We start from the raw sequence: 20,415 nt of genomic DNA, 5'->3' as shown, positions 1-20,415 counted from the left end.
CCATGCCGTCGTTCGAGACCGCGCCCGATCAGACGCCGCCGCCGGATGCCGTCCACCCCCGCGACTCCTCACCGCAGACGCCGACCTCGATCTCGCGGCTCAACGAGACCATCCGCGACTTCGTGCAGCGATGGAACGCCGTGTGGGTCGAGGGCGAGATCACATCGTGGAACCTCCGCGGCGGTCATGTCTTCGGCCGTTTGAAGGATGCCGAGGCGGATGCCGCGCTGTCGTTCCGCCTCTGGTCGAGCACGCTGCAGCGGCTCGGCGCGAGCCCCCAGGTCGGCGATCGTGTCGTCGCGTGCGTCAAGAGCGACTACTTCGTGAAGTCCGGCGACTTCTCCTTCACCGTGTCGGCCATGCGCCCGACCGGCCTCGGCGATCAGCTCGTCCAGCTCGAGCGTCTGCGCGCGAAGCTGCGGTCGGAAGGGCTGTTCGACCCTTCGCGCAAGAAGACCCTGCCGTTCCTCCCCCACACGATCGGACTGATCACGGGTGAGCGCAGCGACGCCGAGCGCGACGTGCACCGCAACGCCGAGCTGCGCTGGCCCCATGTCTCCTTCCGCACCGTCCACGCGGCGGTGCAGGGCGACCGGTGCGTGCCCGAGACCATCGCGGCGCTGCGCACCCTCGACGCCGACCCCGAAGTCGACGTGATCGTCATCGCGCGCGGCGGCGGCGACCCGCAGACGCTCCTCGGCTTCAGCGACGAGCGGCTGCTGCGCGCCGTCGCCGCGGCGACCACCCCCGTGGTCTCGGCGATCGGCCACGAGAACGACCATCCGCTCCTCGACGACGTCGCCGATCTTCGCGCCTCGACGCCGACGGACGCCGCCAAGCGGGTCGTGCCCGACGTCGCGGAGCAGCGCGCGCTCGTCGAGCAGCTGCGCAGCCGCGCCCGCACGCGACTGACCCAGCGCGTCTCGCACGATCTCGCGCAGCTCGAGCAGCTGCGATCGCGGCCGGTGCTGCGCAATCCGGAATCGCTCATGACGACCCGTGCGCACGAACTCCACGTCCTCACGGCGCGCGGTCGCGACGTCGTGACGCGCCGCATGGACGCCGCGGGACACGAGGTGTCCCGTCTCCGCGCAACTCTGCGCGCGCTCTCCCCGGGAGCGACCCTCGACCGCGGCTACGCGATCGCCCATCTCGACGAGGGAGTCATCATCCGCGACGCGGCGCAGGCCCCGGCGGGCGCGCACGTCACCGTCACCGTCGGTCGCGGCGCTTTCGCGGCGCGGTCCGAGGGCGTCGTCGACGACGGGGCCGCGCCAGCGGAGGCGGCGGGCTCACCGGCGGACCCGTCCTAGAATGGCTGACATGACTCCGCCGGCCGAAGGGCTCTCCGCCGACGTCGAGACCCTCAGCTTCGAACAGGCGCGCGACGAGCTGGTCCGCGTCGTGGCCGAGCTCGAACAGGGGGCGCCGACCCTCGAGCAGTCGCTCGCCCTGTGGACGCGCGGCGAGCAGCTCGCAGCTCGGTGCGAGGAATGGCTGCTCGGCGCCAAACGCCGGCTCGACGAAGCGCGCGCCACGCGCGCGGACGACGCGTGATGGCCAAGGGGCCTCGCGTCGTCGCCGAGCTGGGGCGGCCCGAGACACCCGACGAGACAGCGGCGCGGAAGGCCGCGTCGTCACAGGTCTACCGCTCGAGCCAGAACGTCCGGAACCTGCTCGCGGCGCTCATCGTCACGGTCGCCGTCGTGGCGGTGATCGTCTTCGCGGTGCCGCGCGGCTCGGTCCCCGAGCAGCCCGGCATCGACGTCGCTGCGGTCGCGGCCGACGTCGGCTCGGGCATCGGCCGCGAGCTCGTGGCTCCCGAGGTCCCCGAGTCGTGGCGCGTGAACAAGGCGGAGCTCGCCGGCGACGACGTCCAGACCTGGGAGATCGTCTACGCGCCCGCCAGCGGGTACGTCAACGTGCAGCAGGCGTTCGACGCCGACGCCGGCTGGGCATCGCGGCAGATCAGCGGCGCGCGCACGACCTCGACCGAGACCATCGACGGTGTGTCGTGGGAGGTCTTCGAGATCCCCGACCCTGCGCGCGCCGGGAATATCTCCTACGCCCTGACGACGCAGGCGGGAGCCGACACCATCCTCGTCTACGGCGGCGGGGCCATCGACGCCGAGACCGTCCGCACCGCTGCGCGCGGCCTCGCGACCCAGATCGTCGAACTGCAGGAGGAGACACCATGACGTCGACCGCGGCCGCTCCGGCATCCCCCACGCCCCAGGAGGCCTGGGACGAGATGCGCGCGGGCAACATCCGATTCGTCGAGGGCGCCCCGCGTCACCCCCGGCAGGACGTCGAGCGACGCCACGAGATCGCCGGCTCGCAGACTCCGCGCGCCGCGCTCTTCGGCTGCTCCGACTCGCGCCTCGCGGCCGAGATCATCTTCGACGAGGGCCTCGGCGACCTCTTCGTGATCCGCAACGCCGGCCAGGTCATCTCCGACTCCGTCGTCGGCAGCCTCGAGTACGCCGTCGCGGTGTTGAACGTGCCGCTGATCGTCGTCCTCGCCCACGACGCCTGCGGCGCGGTGCGTGCCGCGATCGACAGCACCGGCATCGACGCTCCCCCGCTGCCGCCGCTCATCTGGCGTCAGATCTCCCCCATCGTGCCCGCCGTGCGCCGCGTCCTGCGGGCCGGAGCCGACGCCGGCGTGACGCCCGAGACCGTCGACCCCGAGGTCGTGGGTCGCGAGCACCTGCGCGACACCGTCGGCCAGCTCCTGCACGCGTCCGAGCTCATCAGCACGGCCGTCGCCGAGGGGCGCCTGGCGATCATCGGAGCGAACTACCGCCTCGGCGAGGGCGCCGCCGAAGCCTCCATCATCCTCGGCGACGTCCACGACGACGCCGCATCCTGACGACATCACACCGAGAGAGGAACAACGACGTGACCGACATCGAGTACCGCATCGAGCACGACACCATGGGAGAGGTCCGCGTCCCGAAGGACGCCCTCTACGCCGCGCAGACCCAGCGCGCGGTCGAGAACTTCCCGATCTCGGGCTCGGGGCTCGAGTCGAGCCAGATCGCCGCTCTCGCACGGATCAAGAAGGCCGCGGCGCTCGCCAACAAGGAGCTCGGCACGCTCGACCCCGCCATCGCGGACGCGATCGCCGGAGCAGCGGATGAGGTCGTCACGGGCCGCTACGACGCGCACTTCCCCGTCGACACGTACCAGACCGGTTCCGGCACCTCGTCGAACATGAACATGAACGAAGTGCTCGCAACCCTCGCGACCCGCGCGCTCGGCAGCACGGTGCACCCGAACGACCACGTCAACGCGTCGCAGTCCTCCAACGACGTCTTCCCGACGTCGGTGCACATCGCCGTGACCCAGGCGCTCATCGACGACCTCATCCCCTCCCTCGACCACCTCGCGGTCGCTTTCGAGACGAAGGCCGAGGAGTGGAAGGACGTCGTGAAGTCCGGTCGCACGCACCTCATGGATGCCACGCCGGTGACCCTCGGTCAGGAGTTCGGCGGCTACGCGCGCCAGATGCGCCTCGGCATCGAGCGCGTCCAGGCCGTGCTGCCGCGCGTCGGCGAGGTCCCCCTCGGCGGCACCGCCGTCGGGACGGGCATCAACACGCCCCTCGGCTTCCCGCAGAAGGTCATCGAGCTGCTGGCGGCCGAGACCGAACTGCCGATCACCGAGGCGAAGGACCACTTCGAGGCCCAGGCCAACCGAGACGGCCTCGTCGAAGCGTCCGGCGCACTGCGCACCATCGCCGTGTCGCTGACGAAGATCAACAACGACATCCGCTGGATGGGCTCGGGCCCGAACACCGGCCTCGGCGAGCTCCACATCCCCGACCTGCAGCCCGGGTCGTCGATCATGCCCGGTAAGGTCAACCCCGTCGTGCCCGAGGCGGTGCTGATGGTCTCCGCCCGGGTGATCGGAAACGACGCCACGGTCGCGTGGGCCGGAGCATCCGGCTCGTTCGAGCTGAACGTCGCCATCCCGGTGATGGGCACCGCGCTGCTCGAGTCGATCCGCCTTCTCTCGAACGCCGTGCGCGTACTGGCCGACAAGACGGTGGCCGGCCTGGAGGCGAACGTCGAGCGTGCCGCCGCGTTCGCCGGCATGTCGCCGTCGATCGTCACCCCGCTGAACAAGCTCATCGGATACGAGGCTGCCGCGAAGATCGCCAAGCACTCCGTCGCCAAGGGCATCACGGTTCGCGAGGCCGTGCTCGACCTGGGCTACGTCGAGCGGGGCGAGCTGACCGAGGCGCAGCTCGACGAGAAGCTCGACCTGCTGTCGATGACGCACCCTGGTTGATAATCGGAGGGTGAACCCGTCGCGGTCGGAAGCCCGGCGCGCACGCATCCTGGGGATCGTCCTGGTGATCGTGTGCGCCGGCTTCGTCGTCGCCGCGATCGGTTCGCTGCTGGTCTTCCTCCTGCTCGGAGCAGAGCTCCCCTGGGCAGCGGTCCTCGTGTTCGCCGCCGTCGGCGTCGGCACCCTCGTCACGTTGTGGCTCGTGGGCTGGCCTCTCCTGGCCACCCCGCCGCGCGAGGCGGCGGCGCAGGACGCCTTCGATGCGGCGGTCGAGTCGCAGCGACGGCTGCTCGATGACGTTCGCCACGAGCTCAAGACGCCGATCGCCATCGTGCGGGGGCACCTCGAGCTCGTCGACGCGACCGACCCCGCGGATGTCGACACCGTGCGCGAGATCGCGATCGGCGAGCTCGACCGGATGACGCGCCTCATCGGCGACATCGACCTGCTCGCCTCGGTCGAGGGAGAGCGTTTCGCCATGGACGAGGTCGACATCGAGGGCCTCACTCAGCGGGTAGTCGACCTCGTCACCGTTATCCCCGGCCACGAATGGGCGGTGGAGGCCACGCAGCGCGGCATCATCCACGGCGACGCCGACCGCCTGCTGCAGGCGTGGCTTCAGCTTGCCGACAACGCCGCGAAGCACACCCCGGCCGGCACGGCCATCGAGCTCGGCAGCGGCGTCTACGCCGGAGCCTTCCACCTCTGGGTGCGCGACCACGGCCCGGGCATCCCGCCGGCGGCCCGTCACCGCATCTTCCGCCGATTCGACCGCGGCGGCCGTCGCCGATCGGCGGGCGGCTCGGGGCTCGGCCTCGCGATCGTCGACGCGATCGCCAAGGGCCACGGCGGATCCTGCGCCGTCACCGACACCGCCGGCGGCGGCGCGACCTTCACCATCACGATTCCGCTCCGTTCGAGCCTGCGTCTTCCGGCGCCGGTGAGGGCGGGAGAAGTCGTCCTGCAGCGCAAGGAGATCGGATGACCCGCATCCTGCTCGTCGACGACGAGCCCCACATCATCGCCCTCCTCGAGCGCGCGCTGCGCACCGACGGGCTCGAATCCCTCGTCGCCGAGGACGGCGAGACGGCGCTCGAGCTGTTCGAGACGGAGCAGGTCGACCTGATCATCCTCGACGTGGGGCTCCCCGGCATCGATGGCTTCGACGTGCTGCGCCGCATCCGGGCGTCGGGCTCGGCGGTACCCGTCATCATGCTGACCGCGCGCAGCGGCACGAACGACACGGTCGAGGGGCTGGATGCCGGTGCGAGCGACTACGTGCCGAAGCCGTTCGTGGTCGCCGAGCTCCTCGCTCGTGTGCGTTCGCGACTGCGCGAGAGCGCGGGCCCGGCCACCGTCATCACCCGCGACGGGGTCAGTCTCGACATGCTGACCCGCCGCGCGACGGTCGATGGTCGGGACATCGACCTGTCGGCGCGCGAGTTCGCCCTCGCCGAGCAGTTCCTCCGCCATGCCGGGGAGGTCCTCAGCCGCGAGACGCTGCTCAGCCGCGTCTGGGAGCTCGACTTCGACCCGGGCTCCAACGTCGTCGACGTGTACGTTCGCTATCTGCGCGGCAAGGTCGGCGCATCGCGCATCGTGACGGTGCGCGGCGAGGGCTACCGCTGGGAGTGAGGCCGGCCCCGGTCTTCCCGAGGCCGGCCCCATCCGGGATTAGCTGAGTTCGCCCGCCTCGAGAAGATCGGTCACGAGCGCAGCGATCGCCGAACGCTCCGACCGCATGAGCGTCACGTGCCCGAACAGGTCGTGTCCCTTGAGCGTCTCGATGACCGAGGCGATGCCGTCGTGGCGTCCCACCCGCAGGTTGTCGCGCTGCCCGACATCGTGGGTGAGCACGACACGCGAGTTCTGACCGATGCGGCTCAGCACCGTCAGCAGCACGTTGCGCTCGAGCGACTGGGCCTCGTCGACGATGACGAACGCGTCGTGGAGCGAGCGACCCCGGATGTGGGTGAGCGGCAGCACCTCGAGCAGCCCGCGCGCGATGATCTCCTCGACGACGTTCGCGGAGACGACCGACCCGAGCGTGTCGAAGATGGCCTGGCCCCAGGGATTCATCTTCTCCTGGGCGTCGCCGGGAAGATACCCGAGCTCCTGCCCGCCGACGGCGAAGAGGGGGCGGAACACGATGATCTTGCGCTGCTGCTGCCGCTCGAGCACCGATTCCAGGGCCGCGCACAGCGCGAGGGCGGACTTGCCGGTCCCGGCTCGGCCGCCGAGCGAGACGATGCCGACCTCGGGGTCGAGCAGGAGGTCTATCGCGATCCGCTGCTCGGCCGAACGTCCGTGCAGCCCGAAGACGTCGCGGTCACCCCGTACGAGGCGGAACGAGCCCGGGCCCGTCACCCGCCCGAGCGCGGAGCCGCGCTCGGAGTGGATCACGAGTCCGGTGTTCACGGGCACCCCGCGCACCTCGTCGCTCGTGGCGACCTCGCTCTCGTAGAGGTCGCTCATCTCGTCACCGGAGAGATCGATGCCGGCGATCCCGGTCCATCCGGAGTCCACGGCCTGCTCGGCGAGATACTCCTCGGCGCTGATGCCGAGCGAGGCCGCCTTGACGCGCATGGGCAGGTCCTTCGACACCACCGTGACGGGCTGACCCTCCTGAGCGAGGTGCATGGCGACGGCGAGGATGCGGGTGTCGCTGTCGCCCAGCCGCATCCCCGCCGGAAGCACAGAGGGGTCGGTGTTCGTCAGCTCGACGCGCAATGTGCCGCCTTCACCGACCGGCACCGGGAAGTCGAGACGGCCGTGCTCGACCCGCAGGTCGTCGAGGTGACGCAGCGCCTGGCGCGCGAAGTACCCGATCTCGGGATCGTGCCGCTTTCCCTCGAGTTCGGTGACGACCACGACGGGGACGACCACCGAATGCTCGGCGAAGCGGAACAACGCTCGCGGATCGCTCAGCAGGACCGACGTGTCCAGCACATAGGTGCGCAGCTCCTGGTCGAGCTCCTCACCTCCGCCGTGGATGACGCGACGCTGCTGCTCTGTTGCTCGTGCGGCCACAACCCACTCCCCGCCTCGGGTGTCTCACCCGATTCACACGAGTCGACCAGGGGTCACGAGTCGTGAGAAGGCCGACTCGAACGGGCGCCGTGCCCGTTGCGACGACAGTACGGCGGCCGACCTGCGCGCCGCCAGCGCGACACGCCCGCGAACATTTCGCGACGGTGAACTCTGCGTTGCGGACCGGGCGCGTCAGCCGCCGAAGCGGCGGTCGCGCGTCGCGAAGTCGCGGATTGCGCGCAGGAAGTCCACTTCGCGAAGGTCCGGACCGAGCGCCTCGACGAAGTAGAACTCGCTGTGGGCCGATTGCCACAGCAGGAAGTCGCTCAGGCGTTGTTCACCCGATGTGCGGATGACGAGATCGGGGTCGGCCTGCCCACCGGTGTAGAGGTGCTCGCCGATCTGCTCGGGCGTCAGACTCTCCGCGAGCTCCTCCATCGATCCGCCGCGCTCGTGGTGGCTCGTGATGATGCTGCGCACGGCGTCGACGATCTCGCCCCGCCCGCCGTATCCCACCGCCAGGTTGACGTGCAGACCGGTGTTGTCCCGGGTGCGATCCTCGGCCTTGGCGAGAACCCGGGCGAGGTCCTCGGGCAGCTGCGCCGCACGGCCCACGTGCTGCACGCGCCAGCCCGGCTCGCTCGAGAGCGTCTCGGCCAGCTCCGCGATGATCTCGAGCAGGTCGGCGAGTTCACGCGAGTCGCGCTTGGCGAGATTGTCGTGGGAGAGCAGATAGAGCGACACGACGCGGATGCCGAGCTCGTCGCACCACCGCAGGAACTCGTACATCTTCGCCGCCCCGGCGCGGTGCCCCTCCGCAGGAGTCGGGTAGCCCGCCTGGCGCGCCCACCGGCGATTGCCGTCGATCATCATGGCGACGTGATGCGGAACGGTCTCCGGCGTCAGGTGCCGGCGCAGCCGGGACGCATACAGGCGATAGAGGGGTCCTCGTCCGCGGTTCGCAGCCACTCCCCTACGTTACTCCCCGCCCTCATGTGAACGCTGGCATATGGCGGCGCGTACTCTCGTAATGTGACCCGACCCGCACCCGATGAGGGCGTCGAGATGCCCCAGCTCCCCCTGTTGGACGCCGCTGCTGCGAGCGCTCAGATCGAGCTGCGCCCGTCGTGGCGGGGCTGGATCCACGCCGGAACCTTCCCCGTGGCGATCGCCGCCGGCATCGTTCTGATCGTCCTCGCACAGGGCGCGCCGGCCAAGTGGGCGAGCGCCGTGTTCATGACCACCTCGCTGCTTCTGTTCGGCAACTCGGCGCTCTATCACCGCTTCGACTGGAAGCCGCGCACCAAGGCGATCCTCAAGCGGATCGACCACGCGAACATCCTGCTTCTGATCGCCGGAACCTACACGCCGTTGGCGGTGCTGGCGCTTCCCACCGAGCAGACCGTGCTGCTGCTGTCACTGGTGTGGGGAGGCGCGATCGCGGGGATATTCTTCCGCGTGTTCTGGATACACGCGCCGCGCTGGCTCTACGTCGCGCTGTACCTCGCACTGGGCTGGGCCGCCGTGATGTACATCGTGCCGCTGTTCCAGGCCAACGCCGCCATGATGATCCTCGTGATCGTCGGCGGTCTGCTCTACAGCGGCGGCGCCGTGGTCTACGCGCTGAAGAAGCCGAACCCCTGGCCGGGACACTTCGGATTCCACGAGATCTTCCACGTGTGCACGGTCCTGGCGTTCCTCTGCCACTGGACGGCGTGCCTGCTCATCGCGCTCCAGCCCGCATACCACGCGGGTTGAGGCCGGCGCCCGGGGTCAGCGGGTGTCGGCGTCCTGCTCGCCGCGAGCGGCGGCATCCTCCTCGTCGAGCTGCTCGCGCACCTCGGCGCGGTACCGGCCGCGCCGGACCCGTCGCAGCATGTCGAGCAGCAGGAGCACCACCGCGATCGTCAGGATCACGATCGCTCCGAAGCCCCACGGACCGGGGGTGACCGACGTGGGGTCGACCGTGATCTCGGGGATCGGAGTCGCCGCCGATGTGAGCCACAGGAGGGAGTTCATGGTTCCTCGATCTGCGCGAGAAGCGCTTAGCCTGGAAACACCAGCCTAATCCCGTCAGAACCCCCTCGGAGACCGCCACCATGACGACGCAGCTCAAGCTCGACCAGCGCTACGGTCGGACGCGCGAGAAGCGTTCCCGCCGCATCCTGATCGCCGTCGCGGGCGTCCTCGGCGTGGGCATCCTCGGACTCGTGGCGTGGACGACGGTCAGCGGGGCCATCACCTCCGTCGACACCGACGCCACCGGGTTCGAGGTGATCGACGAGCATTCCGTCGTCGTCTCGTTCCAAGTCAGCGGCGCGCGCGACAAGCCGCTCGCCTGTGCGCTCGAGGCGCAGGACACCGAGCACGGCGTGGTCGGCTGGCGCGTCGTGGAATACCCCGCGGCGGACGGCGTCTCGCGAGCTTTCACCGAGACCATCCCCACCGTCGCCCTCGCGACGAATGGTTTGGTGACCTCCTGCTGGATCCCGTAGTCTAGGCATTTCTTGTGCGCCCCGGTCGGATGCCGGGGCGTTCGCCATAGGCGGCTGTGCGCCGCGCCAGTCCAAGGAGATCACATGTCGAACGACGCTCCCGTCACCTTCCTCACGCAGGACGCCTACGACCGTCTCGTCGCGGAGCTCGAACACCTCTCGACGACGGGCCGCGAAGAGATCGCCAAGCGCATCGAGGCAGCTCGCGAGGAAGGCGACCTGAAGGAGAACGGCGGCTACCACGCCGCCAAGGACGAGCAGGGCAAGCAGGAGGCGCGCATCCGCACGCTCCAGCAGCTGCTCAAGGACGCCACCGTCGGCGAGGCCCCCGAGTCCGACGGCACGGTGCTGTCGGGGACCGTCGTCACCGCGCTCGTCGCGGGCGGCGAGGAGGTCTTCCTGCTCGGCAGCCGCGAGATCGCCGCCGGCTCCGAGCTCGACGTCTACAGCGAGGCCTCACCGCTCGGCGAGGCGATCCTCGGCCTCAAGGAGGGCGACAAGACCTCCTACACCGCGCCCAACGGACGCGAGATCTCCGTCGAGATCGTCAAGGTCGAGACCTACTCGGGTCAGTGACCTCTCGGCTTCGCGCCGTCGTTCGTCAATCGGCGACGACCTTCGGCGCGAAGCCGGCATCCTCGAGGATCGAGATGACCTGAGCGCGATGCTCCTCGCCCCGCGTCTCGACGCTGAGCTGGAGGATGACCTCGCTGATCTGCAGCCCCTGCCCGTGGCGGGTGTGCAGCACCTCGATCACGTTCGCCCCCGCGACCGACAACAGCTCCGAGACGCGTGCGAGCTGGCCGGGACGGTCGGGCAGCGGGATCTGCAGCGTCATGTAGCGTCCGGATGCCGCGAGTCCGTGTGACACCACCCGCTGCAGCAGCAGGGGGTCGATGTTCCCGCCGGAGAGGACCGCGACCGTCGGTCCCGACGACGTGACCTTGCCCGCGAGGATCGCGGCGACGCCGACGGCGCCCGCCGGCTCGACGACCTGCTTCGCACGCTCGAGGAGCACCAGGAGCGCGCGGGCGATGTCGTCGTCCGAGACGGTCACGACCTCGTCGACGAGCTCGCGGATCACCGCGAACGTCTCGTCACCGGGACGCGCGACCGCGATGCCGTCGGCGATGGTCGGCGTCGTCTCGACCGCCAGCGGCATCCCCGCCGCCAGCGACGAGGGATAGGCGGCGGCGTTCTCGGCCTGAACGCCGATCACGCGCATCCGTCGCCCCTCGGCCGCCGCGCGGCCCTTCACGGCGGCCGCGACACCGGCGATGAGCCCGCCTCCCCCGATGGGAACCAGAAGCGTCTCGATATCGGGCACCTGGTCGACGAGCTCGAGCCCGAGCGTCCCCTGTCCCGTGATGACGTCGGGGTGGTCGAACGGATGGATGAGCACCGCACCCGTCCGCTCCGCGAACTCCGCCGCCAGGCGGAGCGGAGTCTCGACCGTCGCTCCCTCGAGCACGACGTCCGCGCCATAGCCGCGGGTAGCGAGAAGCTTGGGGACGGGAACCCCGAGCGGCATGAAGATCGTCGCCGGGATGCCGAGCTTCTGCGCTGCGAGCGCGACGCCCTGCGCGTGGTTGCCGGCCGAGGCCGCGACCACACCGCGAGCGCGCTCCTCCGCGGTCAGCCGGGAGAGGCGGTAGGTCGCGCCGCGGATCTTGAACGACCCGGTGCGCTGCAGGTTCTCGAGCTTCAGGTGCACGGGCACGCCCAGGAGATCCGAGAGGTGCTCGGAGTACTCCATCGGCGTGCGGGTGACGACGCCGTCGAGCACGGCTGCCGCGGCGTCGAGATCGGCCGGAGTGGGTCCGGTCATGCGTTCTTCCTCCGGTCTCGGGGCACAGTGCTCCAGATCATCTCATCGGGTCGCGGCGCGACCCCGGTCTCCCACGATCGTCGCGAAATGTAGAGCACGACGACGTTGACGAATGCGGCCAGCGGCACGGCGAACAGCGCGCCCGGGATGCCCGCGATCATCGCTCCGCCGGCGACGACGATGACGACGGCGAGCGGATGGACCTTCACAGCCGACCCCATCAGCAACGGCTGCAGGATGTGCCCCTCGAGCTGCTGCACACCGAGCACGATCACGAGCATCCACAGGGCGATCCAGGGGCCGTTGTAGACGAGCGCGAGGAAGACGGCGAGAGCTCCCGTGACAACAGCGCCGACGAACGGGATGAACGCTCCGAGGAACACCAGCACCGCGATGGGAGCGGCCAGCGGCACGCCGAGGAACAGCGCGCCCAGGCCGATGCCCGTCGCGTCGATCGTCGCGACGAGCAGCTGCGTGCGGGCGTAGGTCACGACCGTGCGCCATCCGGTGCGACCCGCGCCGTCGACCGCGGGCCGCGCCTGACGCGGGAAGAGGCGGACGACCCAGCGCCAGATGCGACCGCCGTCAGCGAGGATGCACAGCAGGATGAACAGCACCAAGAGCGCGCCGGTGGCCACATGACCCACGGTGGATCCGATCGCGAGGGCGCCCGACCACAGGAGCGAGGCCTGCTGCTCGAGAAAGCCCCAGCCCTGCTTCAACAGGCCGTCGATCTCCGTCGAGGTGAGATGGAGCGGCCCGTCGATGAGGTACTGGCGGAGCTGACCGATCGCTTCGACCGTGCGCGCCTGCACGGACGCCCACTGCCGGCTGATCTGCCAGATCGCGAGCCAGAGCAGACCCGAGATCACGGCGATCGTCGCGAGCACGCTCAGCACGATCGCTGCCCAGCGCGGCACACGGTGCTCGAGCATCCAGAGCAGTCCGGGCCACAGGAGGGCGGCGATGAGGATGGCGATGAGCAGCGGGATGACGAGCAGCTTCAACTGGATGATGATCCAGATGGCCACGCCGGCGGCGGCCGCGACCACGAGCAGCCGCCACGAGTACGCCGTCGCCAGACGCAGGCCGCGAGGAATGCTCGTCGACGTCTCGGTCGCAACGGTCCGGTTGCGCAGGGCGTCGAGGAACGACCGCCCGACCTTGTCGTCGCTCATCCCGTCAGTCTAAGACTCCGGGGCGCGCCCGCCCGACCGCCGGGAGCCGTCTCAGAGCGGGTGCTCAGAACTGGACGCGCGGGGGCTCGGCGATCGCCGCCCCGTTCTCGACCTCGAAGAACTCGCGCTCGGTGAATCCGAGGCTGCGGGCGAACAGGTTGTTGGGGAACACCTTGATCTTCGTGTTCAGCTCGCGCACGCCGCCGTTGTAGAAGCGGCGAGAGGCCTGGATCTTGTCTTCGGTGTCGACGAGCGCCTGCTGCAGCTGGAGGAAGTTCTGACTGGCCTGCAGCTGGGGGTACGCCTCCGCGACCGCGAAGAGCGACTTCAGAGCCTGCTGCACGTGGCCTTCCGCCACGCCCGCCTCTGCGGGTCCGCTCGCCGACAGGATTTCCGCGCGCGCACGGGTAACGTTCTCGAACACCGCCTTCTCGTGAGCGGCATAGCCACGAACCGTGTCGATGAGGTTGGGGAGGAGGTCGGCGCGGCGCTTCAACTGCACCGTGATGTCGCTCCACGCCTCGTCGACACGGACGTTCAGCGCCACGAGCGAGTTGTACGTCGCCCACAGATAGATGCCGACGATGGCAAGCAGCGCGACGACGACGATGACCGGGATCAGCCACTCCATTGCATGTCCCCTCTCTCTGCGACCAGTCTAACCAGCGCGCCTCGGGCCGAATCCGCCGCGCGGCGGAACTCGCAGGTCTTACCCACCGGGGGCGAGTCGGGAGAGCAGCTCGGCGAGCTGCGCCTGCTCGCCGTCCGAGAGCGGCGCGAGCGCCGCACGCTCGGTCTCCAGATGGTCCGGGAGCACGCGTTCGACGACGGCGCGACCGTGCGCGGTCAGCCGGACGATCTTGCCACGGCCGTCCGCGGGGTCGGGATGGCGGCTGACGTAGCCGAGGCCCTCGAGTCGGTTCAGCCGCTGTGCGACAGCACTGGAGGTGATCATGGCATCCGCGGCGAGTGCGGCCGGCGTCAGCTCATAGGGCGCCCCCTGCCGGGTCAAGGTCGCGAGGACGTCGAAGGTCGCGGCGTCGATGCCGTGGCTCGCGAAGGTCGCGGCGAGCCGCGCGTCGACGGATGCGGCGGCCCGCCCGAGTCGCCCGATGACGGCCATCGGGCTCACGTCGAGGCCGGGCTTCTCGCGCGCCCATTGTTCGAGGATCCGATCCACATGGTCCATCCCGCGATCCTAGTCGCTAAGCGCTTCGCTATAGTGGCTAAGTGCTTAGCAATCGAGTCGCTCTCGTCACCCTGACCGCCATCGCCCCCGTCGTCTGGGGAACCACATACCTCACCACGACGACGTTCCTCCCGCCGGGGCATCCCCTGCTGATCGCGACGGTGCGCGCCCTGCCGGCGGGACTGATCCTGCTCCTCGCCGCCCGGCGGCTGCCCACCGGATCGTGGTGGTGGCGTTCCTGGGTTCTCGGCGCCCTGAACTTCACCGCGTTCTTCGGGTGCCTCTTCGTCGCCGCCGACCGGCTTCCCGGAGGTGTCGCCGCCGTCGTCGGCGGCATCCAGCCGCTCCTCGTGGCGGTGCTCGGGTGGCGGATGCTGTCGGAGCGCCTCACCGTCGTCACGGTCGTCGCAGGCGCCGCCGGGGTCGTCGGCGTCGGGCTCATCGTCGCGCCGGGCGGCGCCGACCTCGACCCGGTCGGCATCGCGGCGGCGCTGGGCGGGGCCGTCTCGATGGCCGTCGGGACGGTGCTGACCAAGCGCTGGGGCTCCGGTCAGCCGCCCCTCGCGATGACGGCGTGGCAGCTGGTGACCGGCGGGCTCATGCTCGCGATGCTCACGTTTCTCGTCGAGCCGCTCCCGGACGCGCTCCCCTCGGTGAGCGAGCTGGGCGCCTACGCATACCTCACGCTCATCGGCACCGCCCTCGCCTACGTGCTGTGGTTCCGGGGCGTGCGATCGCTGCCGACGCGCCTGCCCGCCTTCGTCGGACTGCTGAGCCCCGTCGTGGCCGTGCTGCTCGGGCTGATCGTCGCGGGAGAGACCCTGAGCGCGCTGCAAGCCGTCGGCTTGGTGGCGGTGCTCGCATCGGTCACCGCCGCTGTGGCGCAGCCGCGCCCGAAAGCGACGCCCGTACCCCCGGTGGGACTCGAACCCACACTGAAGCGATTTTAAGTCGCCTGCCTCTGCCATTGGGCTACGGGGGCCCGCCCCCACGTTACCGGCCCCGCGCCACCCCCTCACCTGGCAGCACGCGCCCACTCACAACCCGCGAAGGGGCGCAACCTGCCAACCCAACCCGCAGCCGGTTCCACACCACCCCCCTCACCTGGCAGCACACGCCCACTCACAACCCGCGAAGGGGCGCAAGCTGCCAACCCAACCCGCGGCCAGCCCCTGAGCAGAAACGATGAGGCCCCCGTCACCGTGCGGTGCGGGGGCCTCATGGCAGCTGGGTGTCAGCTCGCGTTGACCTTGTTGTCCTTCTCGGCCGGGGCCACCGCTGCGGCGCCCTCGTCCTTCGCCACGCTCTTGGGGTCGATCGGCGGCTGCGGGTTCTCCGCGGCCGGCTGGGCGGGGCGGGGACGCGCGGCGAACTCCTCGAACGCGGCGCGCGGGGTGAGCGTGCCCTGGAGCGCCACATTGTCGCGACCGAGCCAGAAGTTCATCCACCAGTCGCCGACGACGCGCCACTTGCGCTCCCACGAGGGCATCGCGAGGCCGTGGTAGCCGCGGTGCGCGACCCAGGCGAAGAAGCCCTTGATCGCGATCTTGCCCGACTGGAACACGCCGTTGCCGAGGCCGAGACCTGCGACGGCACCGAGGTTCTTGTGGAAGTACTCGCGCGGCGTCTCACCACGGAGCACCGCGACGAGGTTCTTCGCGAGCAGCTTCGCCTGACGGACCGCGTGCTGCGCGTTGGGAACGCAGTACCCGCCGACACCACCGCCGCTCAGGTCGGGAACGGCCGAGATGTCGCCGGCGGCCCAGGCGCCCTCGACGATCTCCTCGGGCGTGCCCACGCGGAGGTCGGCGCGCGTGCGGATGCGGCCGCGCTCCTCGACAGGCAGGTCGCTGCCGCGGACGACGGTCGGGTTAGCCATCACACCGGCGGTCCAGATGATCACGTCGGTCGGGATGACCTCGCCGGTCGACAGGGCGACATTGCCGCCCTCGGCGCCCTGAACCTGCGTGTCGAGGTGCACGTTGGCACCCTTCTTCGCGAGGTCCTTCAGCACCCACTGGCTCGTCTCGAGCGAGACCTCCGGCATGATGCGGCCCATGGCCTCGATGAGGTGGAAGTGCGTGTCCTCGAAGCGCAGCTGGGGGTAGCTCTTCAGCAGCGACGACGCCATCGCACGCAGCTCGGCGAAGACCTCGATGCCCGCGAAGCCGCCGCCGACGACGACGACGGTCAGCAGACGGTCACGCTCGGGACCGGCCGGCAGGTTCGCCGCGCGGTCGAAGTTGGTGAGGATGCGGTCGCGGATCGCCATGGCCTCTTCGACCGTCTTCAGGCCGATCGCGTTGTCGGCGATGCCCGGGATCGGGAAGGTGCGCGAGACGGCGCCGGCGGTCACGACGATCTGGTCGTAACGGTGCTCCCACGGCTCGCCCTCAGCGGGCGTGATCGTGGCGACCTTGTTCGCGTGGTCGATCTTCGTGACCTTGGCGTTGACGACGTTCGTCCGCTTGAGGTGACGGCGGAGACCCACGACGACGTGGCGGCCCTCGATCTCACCGGCGGCCACCTCGGGGAGGAACGGCTGGTAGGTCATGTACGGCAGCGGGTCGACGATGGTGACCTCGGCCTCACCCTTACGGAGGTGCTTCTCGAGCTTCCACGCAGTGTAGAAGCCGGCGTAGCCGCCACCGACGACGAGGATCTGGGGCACAGATGTGGACACGTTCGGAAGAACTCCTTGATCGGGGGCTCGGCTAGCGCGACGCGCGGGCCGATCGGATGCGCCGGACAGCAGCAGTGACGCCGAGCGCCACCAGTATAGCGGCCATGGTCGCACCCACGAGCGGGACGGTCCCGTACAGCAGCGTACTCATGCTCGGCAGCAGCGGCGAACCGGCTTCAGACGGAGGGTCCGCGGCAGGGAGCTCCGGAAGCGCGATCGGCGAGGTCGTGGGCTGCGGTGCGGGCGCCTGCTCCGCCCGGCGGTAGATGCGCACCCATTCCGCGAGATCGCCCATCGGGTTCTCCGACACGGCCGGAACGGCGGCGGTCACCGCGGCCGCGGCATCCAGCAGCCCGTATCCGTAGAGCGGGTCGGGCTTCGCCGAGACGCCGGGCACCGCGCGGGCCGTCTTGATGATGCGGTTGATGACGTTGTTCGCGTCGAGCCCGGGGTGCGCCGAGCGCACCAGCGCCGCGACGCCCGCGACGATCGGGGCTGCCCCGCTGGTTCCGTCCCACACCACGATCCGGCCGTCGGCGGACACCCCGAGCAGGCCCTCGCTCGGCGCCGAGATGCCGATCGTGATGCCCTGCGTCGACGCCTCCTGGCTCGCGACTCCGCCGCGGTCGACACCGCCGACGGTGAGAACACCCGGGATCGTCGCCGGCGCCCCGACGCGGTCGGTGCCGGTCCCCCGGTTGCCGGCGGCGACGACGACCACGACGTCGTGGTCGTACGCGTACTGGAATGCCGTGTCCCACGACGGGTCCCATTCGAGCAGGTTCGTCGTGAAGGAGAGGTTGATGACGTCGGCGCCCTGGTCGACGGCCCACGTCATGGCGTCGGCGACCTGCGTGGCGAACGGGATGTCGGAGGCGCCGCCGAATCCGATCGACAGCGAGAGCAGCTTCGCTTCGGGTGCCACCCCGATCATCCCGGCGTCAGGACCCGTGCCGCGGGATGCCGCCAGCGAGGCGACCCAGCTGCCGTGGTCGCGGTCGTCGCCTCCCACCGGAGTGCGGCCGTCGGCGCTGCCCGAGCCCGAGAAGTCCGCTCCCGCGCTGACCGCCCCCTCGAATTCGGCCGGCCCACGTCCGATGCCGGTGTCGATGACCGCGATGGTCGTACCCGCACCGCGTGTGGTCTGCCACGCCGTGCGGATGCCGTAGTCGTCGAGCCAGTACTCCGCCTGGCGCGCCGGGTCGGTCGGAGGCGCCACCGCCCCCGCCGTCGCCGCGGTGACGACGAGCACGCCGACGGCGGTCGCGCGCAGGAATCGCCCGACGCGCCGGGTCACGCGGCCACCCGGGGGTTCGCGCAGCTGCACCGCTCGGGCGACCAGGTGGATCGCTCGAGCGCGAGGTCGCCGATGGGGTTGACCCCGGGCCCTGCCGCGAGGGCGTGGGCGGCGACGGCGTGCAGGCACTTGACGCGCGTCGGCATGCCCCCGGCCGAGATGCCAGCGATCTCTTCGACCTCCCCGTACGCGGCGCGGTCGGCGAGGTACTGCTCGTGGGCGCGCTGATAGGCCGCGGCGACGTCGGAATCGTCGGCCAGCAGGTCGGAGAGCTCCCGCATGACATGGGTCGCCTCGAGCGCCGACATCGCGGCGGTGGCACCGGGGTGGGTGAGGTAGTAGAACGTCGGGAACGGCGTGCCGTCGGGCAGCCGCGGCTCGGTCGACACGACCGTCGGATTGCCGCACACGCACCGCGCCGCGATCCCCACCACGCCGCGCATCGGGCGTCCCAGCTGCTCGCGCATGACCTCGAGGTCGGCGTCGGTCGCGGGCGTCAGAGCGGGAGCAGTCACCCTGACAGGCTACCGTCCGCCGCCGGCTGACTCCTGGGGCGGCACGGCACCGGTGCTCACGGGGCGGTGGCGGCCGTACGCGCGGATCCGCTGGTCACGACCGAGCGCACGAACTGCGACATCCAGTCGGTGCGGGTACGTTCGACGTCGCTCGAGACTGCCGCCGGATCATCGGGCACCGCGGATGCCGGGAGATCGTCGTCGATGAGGTAGACGACTTCGCCGGGACGAACGTAATAGAGCCGCTCGCGCGCCTGCGTCATGATGAACGCCGGATCGCGCCACTGCTCGCGCTCGGCGGAGAGAGCGTCGACCTCGTCCTGACCGACGCGCACCGATTCCTCCAGCGCGGCGATCTGCGCGCGCTGGTCGAGGTACGTGCTGACCGACGGGACCAGCACGCAGGCCGCGAGAACGACGAGCCCGAGCATGATGAAGGCGAAGCCCGACACCCGGATGCCGCCCATCCACTCGCGGACGTCGACATGCCGCCGGGAACGAGAAGAGGGAGCCGTCGTCTTGACCACGGCTCCCCCTCTCGTCACGTTTCAGCGCTGATCAGCCCTGGAATCGCGGGAACGCAGCGCGGCCGATGAACTCCGCGGCGTCACCCAGCTCCTCCTCGATGCGCAGAAGCTGATTGTACTTCGCCACACGCTCCGAGCGCGCGGGCGCGCCGCTCTTGATCTGACCGGCGTTGACCGCCACCGACAGGTCGGCGATGGTCGTGTCCTCGGTCTCACCCGAGCGGTGCGACAGCATCGTGGTGTAGCCGGCGCGGTGCGCGACCGCGATCGCGTCGAGCGTCTCGGACAGCGTGCCGATCTGGTTGACCTTCACCAGGAGCGAGTTGGCGGCCTTGCGGCGGATGCCGTCGGCCAGACGCGCCGGGTTGGTGACGAACAGGTCGTCGCCGACCAGCTGCACCTTGTCGCCGAGCTTCTCGGTGAGGGCGGTCCAGTTGTCCCAGTCGTCCTCGGCGAGGGCGTCCTCGATCGTGACGATCGGGAAGTCGTTGACGAGCTGCACGTAGTAGTCCGTCAGCTGCTCGGCGTTCCAGTCCTTGTTGTCGAGGCGGTAGACGCCGTCGTTGAAGAACTCCGTCGCCGCAACGTCGAGACCCAGGGCGATCTCGGAGCCGGGCTTGAAACCGGCCTTCTCGATCGCCTTGACGAGGAACTCGAGGCCCTCGCGGTTGCTGGGCAGGTCGGGCGCGAAGCCGCCTTCGTCGCCGAGGCCGGTGGCGTAGCCGGCGGCCTTCAGCTCGCCCTTGAGGACGTGGTAGACCTCGGTGCCCCAGCGCAGCGACTCGCTGAAGGTCTCTGCGCCGATCGGCGCGAGGAAGAACTCCTGCATGTCGATGCCGTTGTCGGCGTGCTCGCCACCGTTGATGACGTTGAACAGCGGGACGGGCAGGACGTGCGCGTTCGGTCCGCCGAGGTAGCGGAACAGCGGCAGGTCTGCCGAGTCGGCCGCGGCCTTCGCAACGGCGAGCGAGACGCCGAGGATGGCGTTCGCGCCCGTGCGCGACTTGTTCTCGGTGCCGTCGGTCTCGATGAGGATCTCGTCGATGATGCGCTGCTCGCTCGCGTCGACGCCCTCGATGGCGGGGCCGAGCTCGTCGATGACGGCCGTGACGGCCTTGAGCACGCCCTTGCCGCCGTAGCGGCTCTTGTCGCCGTCGCGGAGCTCGTACGCCTCGAACGCGCCGGTGGATGCGCCGGAGGGGACGGCCGCACGCTGGACGATGCCGTCGTCGAGGAGCACCTCCACTTCAACGGTCGGGTTGCCACGCGAATCCAGAATCTCGCGTGCGCCTACAGCCTCGATCAGTGCCACAGGGGTACTCCTTGCTTGTGGAGGGTGAGTCGTGGAGCGTCGTCGGTCCACTCTGAGTCTAGTGA

Annotated in this window: 23 protein-coding genes and 1 tRNA gene; 11 read left to right on the top strand and 13 right to left on the bottom strand. The window is 70.1% G+C overall.

Annotated features, from left to right (window positions below; genetic code table 11):
* The first annotated feature begins 2 nt into the window (after positions 1–2).
* From xseA to MTS1_RS00545, 7 genes are read left to right on the top strand one after another with little or no spacing between them, the layout of a single operon-like run.
* Positions 3–1,313, top strand: coding sequence for an exodeoxyribonuclease VII large subunit (gene xseA / locus MTS1_RS00575; RefSeq protein ID WP_023950422.1), 1,311 nt, complete (start codon positions 3–5; stop codon positions 1,311–1,313).
* A gap of 10 nt (positions 1,314–1,323) precedes the next feature.
* Positions 1,324–1,557, top strand: a complete 234-nt coding sequence (locus MTS1_RS00570; RefSeq protein ID WP_023950420.1) for an exodeoxyribonuclease VII small subunit — start codon at positions 1,324–1,326, stop codon at positions 1,555–1,557.
* Positions 1,557–2,198 carry a DUF4245 family protein gene (locus MTS1_RS00565; RefSeq protein WP_023950418.1) on the top strand — a complete coding sequence of 214 codons (642 nt, stop codon included), beginning with the start codon at positions 1,557–1,559 and terminating at the stop codon, positions 2,196–2,198. Before MTS1_RS00570 ends, MTS1_RS00565 begins: the two co-directional genes overlap by 1 nt.
* Positions 2,195–2,872, top strand: coding sequence for a carbonic anhydrase (locus MTS1_RS00560; RefSeq protein ID WP_036304560.1), 678 nt, complete (start codon positions 2,195–2,197; stop codon positions 2,870–2,872). The genes MTS1_RS00565 and MTS1_RS00560 overlap by 4 nt, the downstream gene beginning before the upstream one ends.
* A 29-nt stretch (positions 2,873–2,901) precedes the next feature.
* The gene (locus tag MTS1_RS00555) at positions 2,902–4,296 is read left to right on the top strand and encodes an aspartate ammonia-lyase (protein ID WP_023950414.1); all 1,395 of its coding nucleotides are present in this window, start codon (positions 2,902–2,904) and stop codon (positions 4,294–4,296) included.
* Between the two features lie 10 nt (positions 4,297–4,306).
* Positions 4,307–5,281 carry a cell wall metabolism sensor histidine kinase WalK gene (locus MTS1_RS00550; RefSeq protein WP_023950412.1) on the top strand — a complete coding sequence of 325 codons (975 nt, stop codon included), beginning with the start codon at positions 4,307–4,309 and terminating at the stop codon, positions 5,279–5,281.
* On the top strand, positions 5,278–5,931 hold the full coding sequence (locus MTS1_RS00545) for a response regulator transcription factor (protein ID WP_023950411.1): 654 nt from the start codon (positions 5,278–5,280) through the stop codon (positions 5,929–5,931). Before MTS1_RS00550 ends, MTS1_RS00545 begins: the two co-directional genes overlap by 4 nt.
* A gap of 39 nt (positions 5,932–5,970) precedes the next feature.
* Here MTS1_RS00545 and MTS1_RS00540 read toward each other — a convergent pair whose 3' ends face one another.
* The gene (locus MTS1_RS00540; RefSeq protein ID WP_023950410.1) at positions 5,971–7,326 is read right to left on the bottom strand and encodes a PhoH family protein; all 1,356 of its coding nucleotides are present in this window, start codon (positions 7,324–7,326) and stop codon (positions 5,971–5,973) included.
* A gap of 192 nt (positions 7,327–7,518) precedes the next feature.
* Positions 7,519–8,295, bottom strand: a complete 777-nt coding sequence (locus MTS1_RS00535) for an isoprenyl transferase (protein WP_023950409.1) — start codon at positions 8,293–8,295, stop codon at positions 7,519–7,521.
* Between the two features lie 96 nt (positions 8,296–8,391).
* Between MTS1_RS00535 and MTS1_RS00530 the strand changes: the two genes are divergently transcribed.
* Positions 8,392–9,084 carry a hemolysin III family protein gene (locus MTS1_RS00530; RefSeq protein ID WP_023950408.1) on the top strand — a complete coding sequence of 231 codons (693 nt, stop codon included), beginning with the start codon at positions 8,392–8,394 and terminating at the stop codon, positions 9,082–9,084.
* A gap of 15 nt (positions 9,085–9,099) precedes the next feature.
* On the opposite strand, the gene MTS1_RS00525 is transcribed toward MTS1_RS00530, so the two are convergent.
* Complete coding sequence (locus tag MTS1_RS00525; RefSeq protein WP_023950407.1) at positions 9,100–9,345, bottom strand: hypothetical protein; 246 nt, start codon at positions 9,343–9,345, stop codon at positions 9,100–9,102.
* 80 nt (positions 9,346–9,425) lie between these two features.
* On the opposite strand from MTS1_RS00525, the gene MTS1_RS00520 reads away from it, so the two are divergent.
* Together MTS1_RS00520 and greA are read left to right on the top strand one after the other, a co-directional pair.
* Positions 9,426–9,821, top strand: a complete 396-nt coding sequence (locus MTS1_RS00520; protein ID WP_023950406.1) for a DUF4307 domain-containing protein — start codon at positions 9,426–9,428, stop codon at positions 9,819–9,821.
* A gap of 84 nt (positions 9,822–9,905) precedes the next feature.
* Positions 9,906–10,397, top strand: a complete 492-nt coding sequence (gene greA, locus MTS1_RS00515; protein WP_023950404.1) for a transcription elongation factor GreA — start codon at positions 9,906–9,908, stop codon at positions 10,395–10,397.
* Between the two features lie 25 nt (positions 10,398–10,422).
* Here the strand turns inward: greA and ilvA are convergent, their stop codons facing one another.
* The 4 genes from ilvA to MTS1_RS00495 form a co-directional block, all read right to left on the bottom strand.
* Positions 10,423–11,649 carry a threonine ammonia-lyase gene (gene ilvA, locus MTS1_RS00510; RefSeq protein ID WP_023950402.1) on the bottom strand — a complete coding sequence of 409 codons (1,227 nt, stop codon included), beginning with the start codon at positions 11,647–11,649 and terminating at the stop codon, positions 10,423–10,425.
* Entirely contained in the window at positions 11,646–12,827 is a 1,182-nt protein-coding gene (locus MTS1_RS00505; RefSeq protein ID WP_023950400.1) for an AI-2E family transporter, read from the bottom strand. The genes ilvA and MTS1_RS00505 overlap by 4 nt, the downstream gene beginning before the upstream one ends.
* A gap of 64 nt (positions 12,828–12,891) precedes the next feature.
* Positions 12,892–13,458, bottom strand: coding sequence for a LemA family protein (locus tag MTS1_RS00500; protein WP_023950398.1), 567 nt, complete (start codon positions 13,456–13,458; stop codon positions 12,892–12,894).
* A gap of 78 nt (positions 13,459–13,536) precedes the next feature.
* A complete protein-coding gene (locus tag MTS1_RS00495; RefSeq protein WP_023950396.1) occupies positions 13,537–14,016 on the bottom strand; it encodes a MarR family winged helix-turn-helix transcriptional regulator in 480 nt (159 codons plus the stop codon).
* Between the two features lie 41 nt (positions 14,017–14,057).
* Here MTS1_RS00495 and MTS1_RS15950 point away from each other — a divergent pair, with 41 nt between their 5' ends.
* On the top strand, positions 14,058–14,966 hold the full coding sequence (locus MTS1_RS15950) for an EamA family transporter (protein ID WP_023950394.1): 909 nt from the start codon (positions 14,058–14,060) through the stop codon (positions 14,964–14,966).
* Here the strand turns inward: MTS1_RS15950 and MTS1_RS00485 are convergent.
* The 6 genes from MTS1_RS00485 to eno all read right to left on the bottom strand — a co-directional run bounded on the left by MTS1_RS00485 (position 14,926) and on the right by eno (position 20,350).
* Positions 14,926–14,998 (bottom strand) — tRNA-Leu (locus tag MTS1_RS00485). The genes MTS1_RS15950 and MTS1_RS00485 overlap by 41 nt on opposite strands.
* A 252-nt stretch (positions 14,999–15,250) precedes the next feature.
* Entirely contained in the window at positions 15,251–16,687 is a 1,437-nt protein-coding gene (locus MTS1_RS00480; RefSeq protein ID WP_036304558.1) for an NAD(P)/FAD-dependent oxidoreductase, read from the bottom strand.
* A gap of 43 nt (positions 16,688–16,730) precedes the next feature.
* Positions 16,731–17,996, bottom strand: coding sequence for a S8 family serine peptidase (locus MTS1_RS00475; protein WP_023950390.1), 1,266 nt, complete (start codon positions 17,994–17,996; stop codon positions 16,731–16,733).
* Positions 17,993–18,463 carry a DUF501 domain-containing protein gene (locus MTS1_RS00470; protein ID WP_081731800.1) on the bottom strand — a complete coding sequence of 157 codons (471 nt, stop codon included), beginning with the start codon at positions 18,461–18,463 and terminating at the stop codon, positions 17,993–17,995. Before MTS1_RS00470 ends, MTS1_RS00475 begins: the two co-directional genes overlap by 4 nt.
* Before the next feature lie 104 nt (positions 18,464–18,567).
* Positions 18,568–19,038 carry a septum formation initiator family protein gene (locus tag MTS1_RS00465; RefSeq protein ID WP_023950386.1) on the bottom strand — a complete coding sequence of 157 codons (471 nt, stop codon included), beginning with the start codon at positions 19,036–19,038 and terminating at the stop codon, positions 18,568–18,570.
* A 31-nt stretch (positions 19,039–19,069) separates the two neighbouring features.
* On the bottom strand, positions 19,070–20,350 hold the full coding sequence (eno, locus tag MTS1_RS00460; RefSeq protein WP_023950384.1) for a phosphopyruvate hydratase: 1,281 nt from the start codon (positions 20,348–20,350) through the stop codon (positions 19,070–19,072).
* Positions 20,351–20,415 lie beyond the last annotated feature (65 nt).

It is taken from the genome of Microbacterium sp. TS-1, from assembly GCF_000509385.1.
Lineage (GTDB): Bacteria > Actinomycetota > Actinomycetes > Actinomycetales > Microbacteriaceae > Microbacterium > Microbacterium arborescens.
This window is presented reverse-complemented; position numbering and strand designations above follow the sequence as displayed.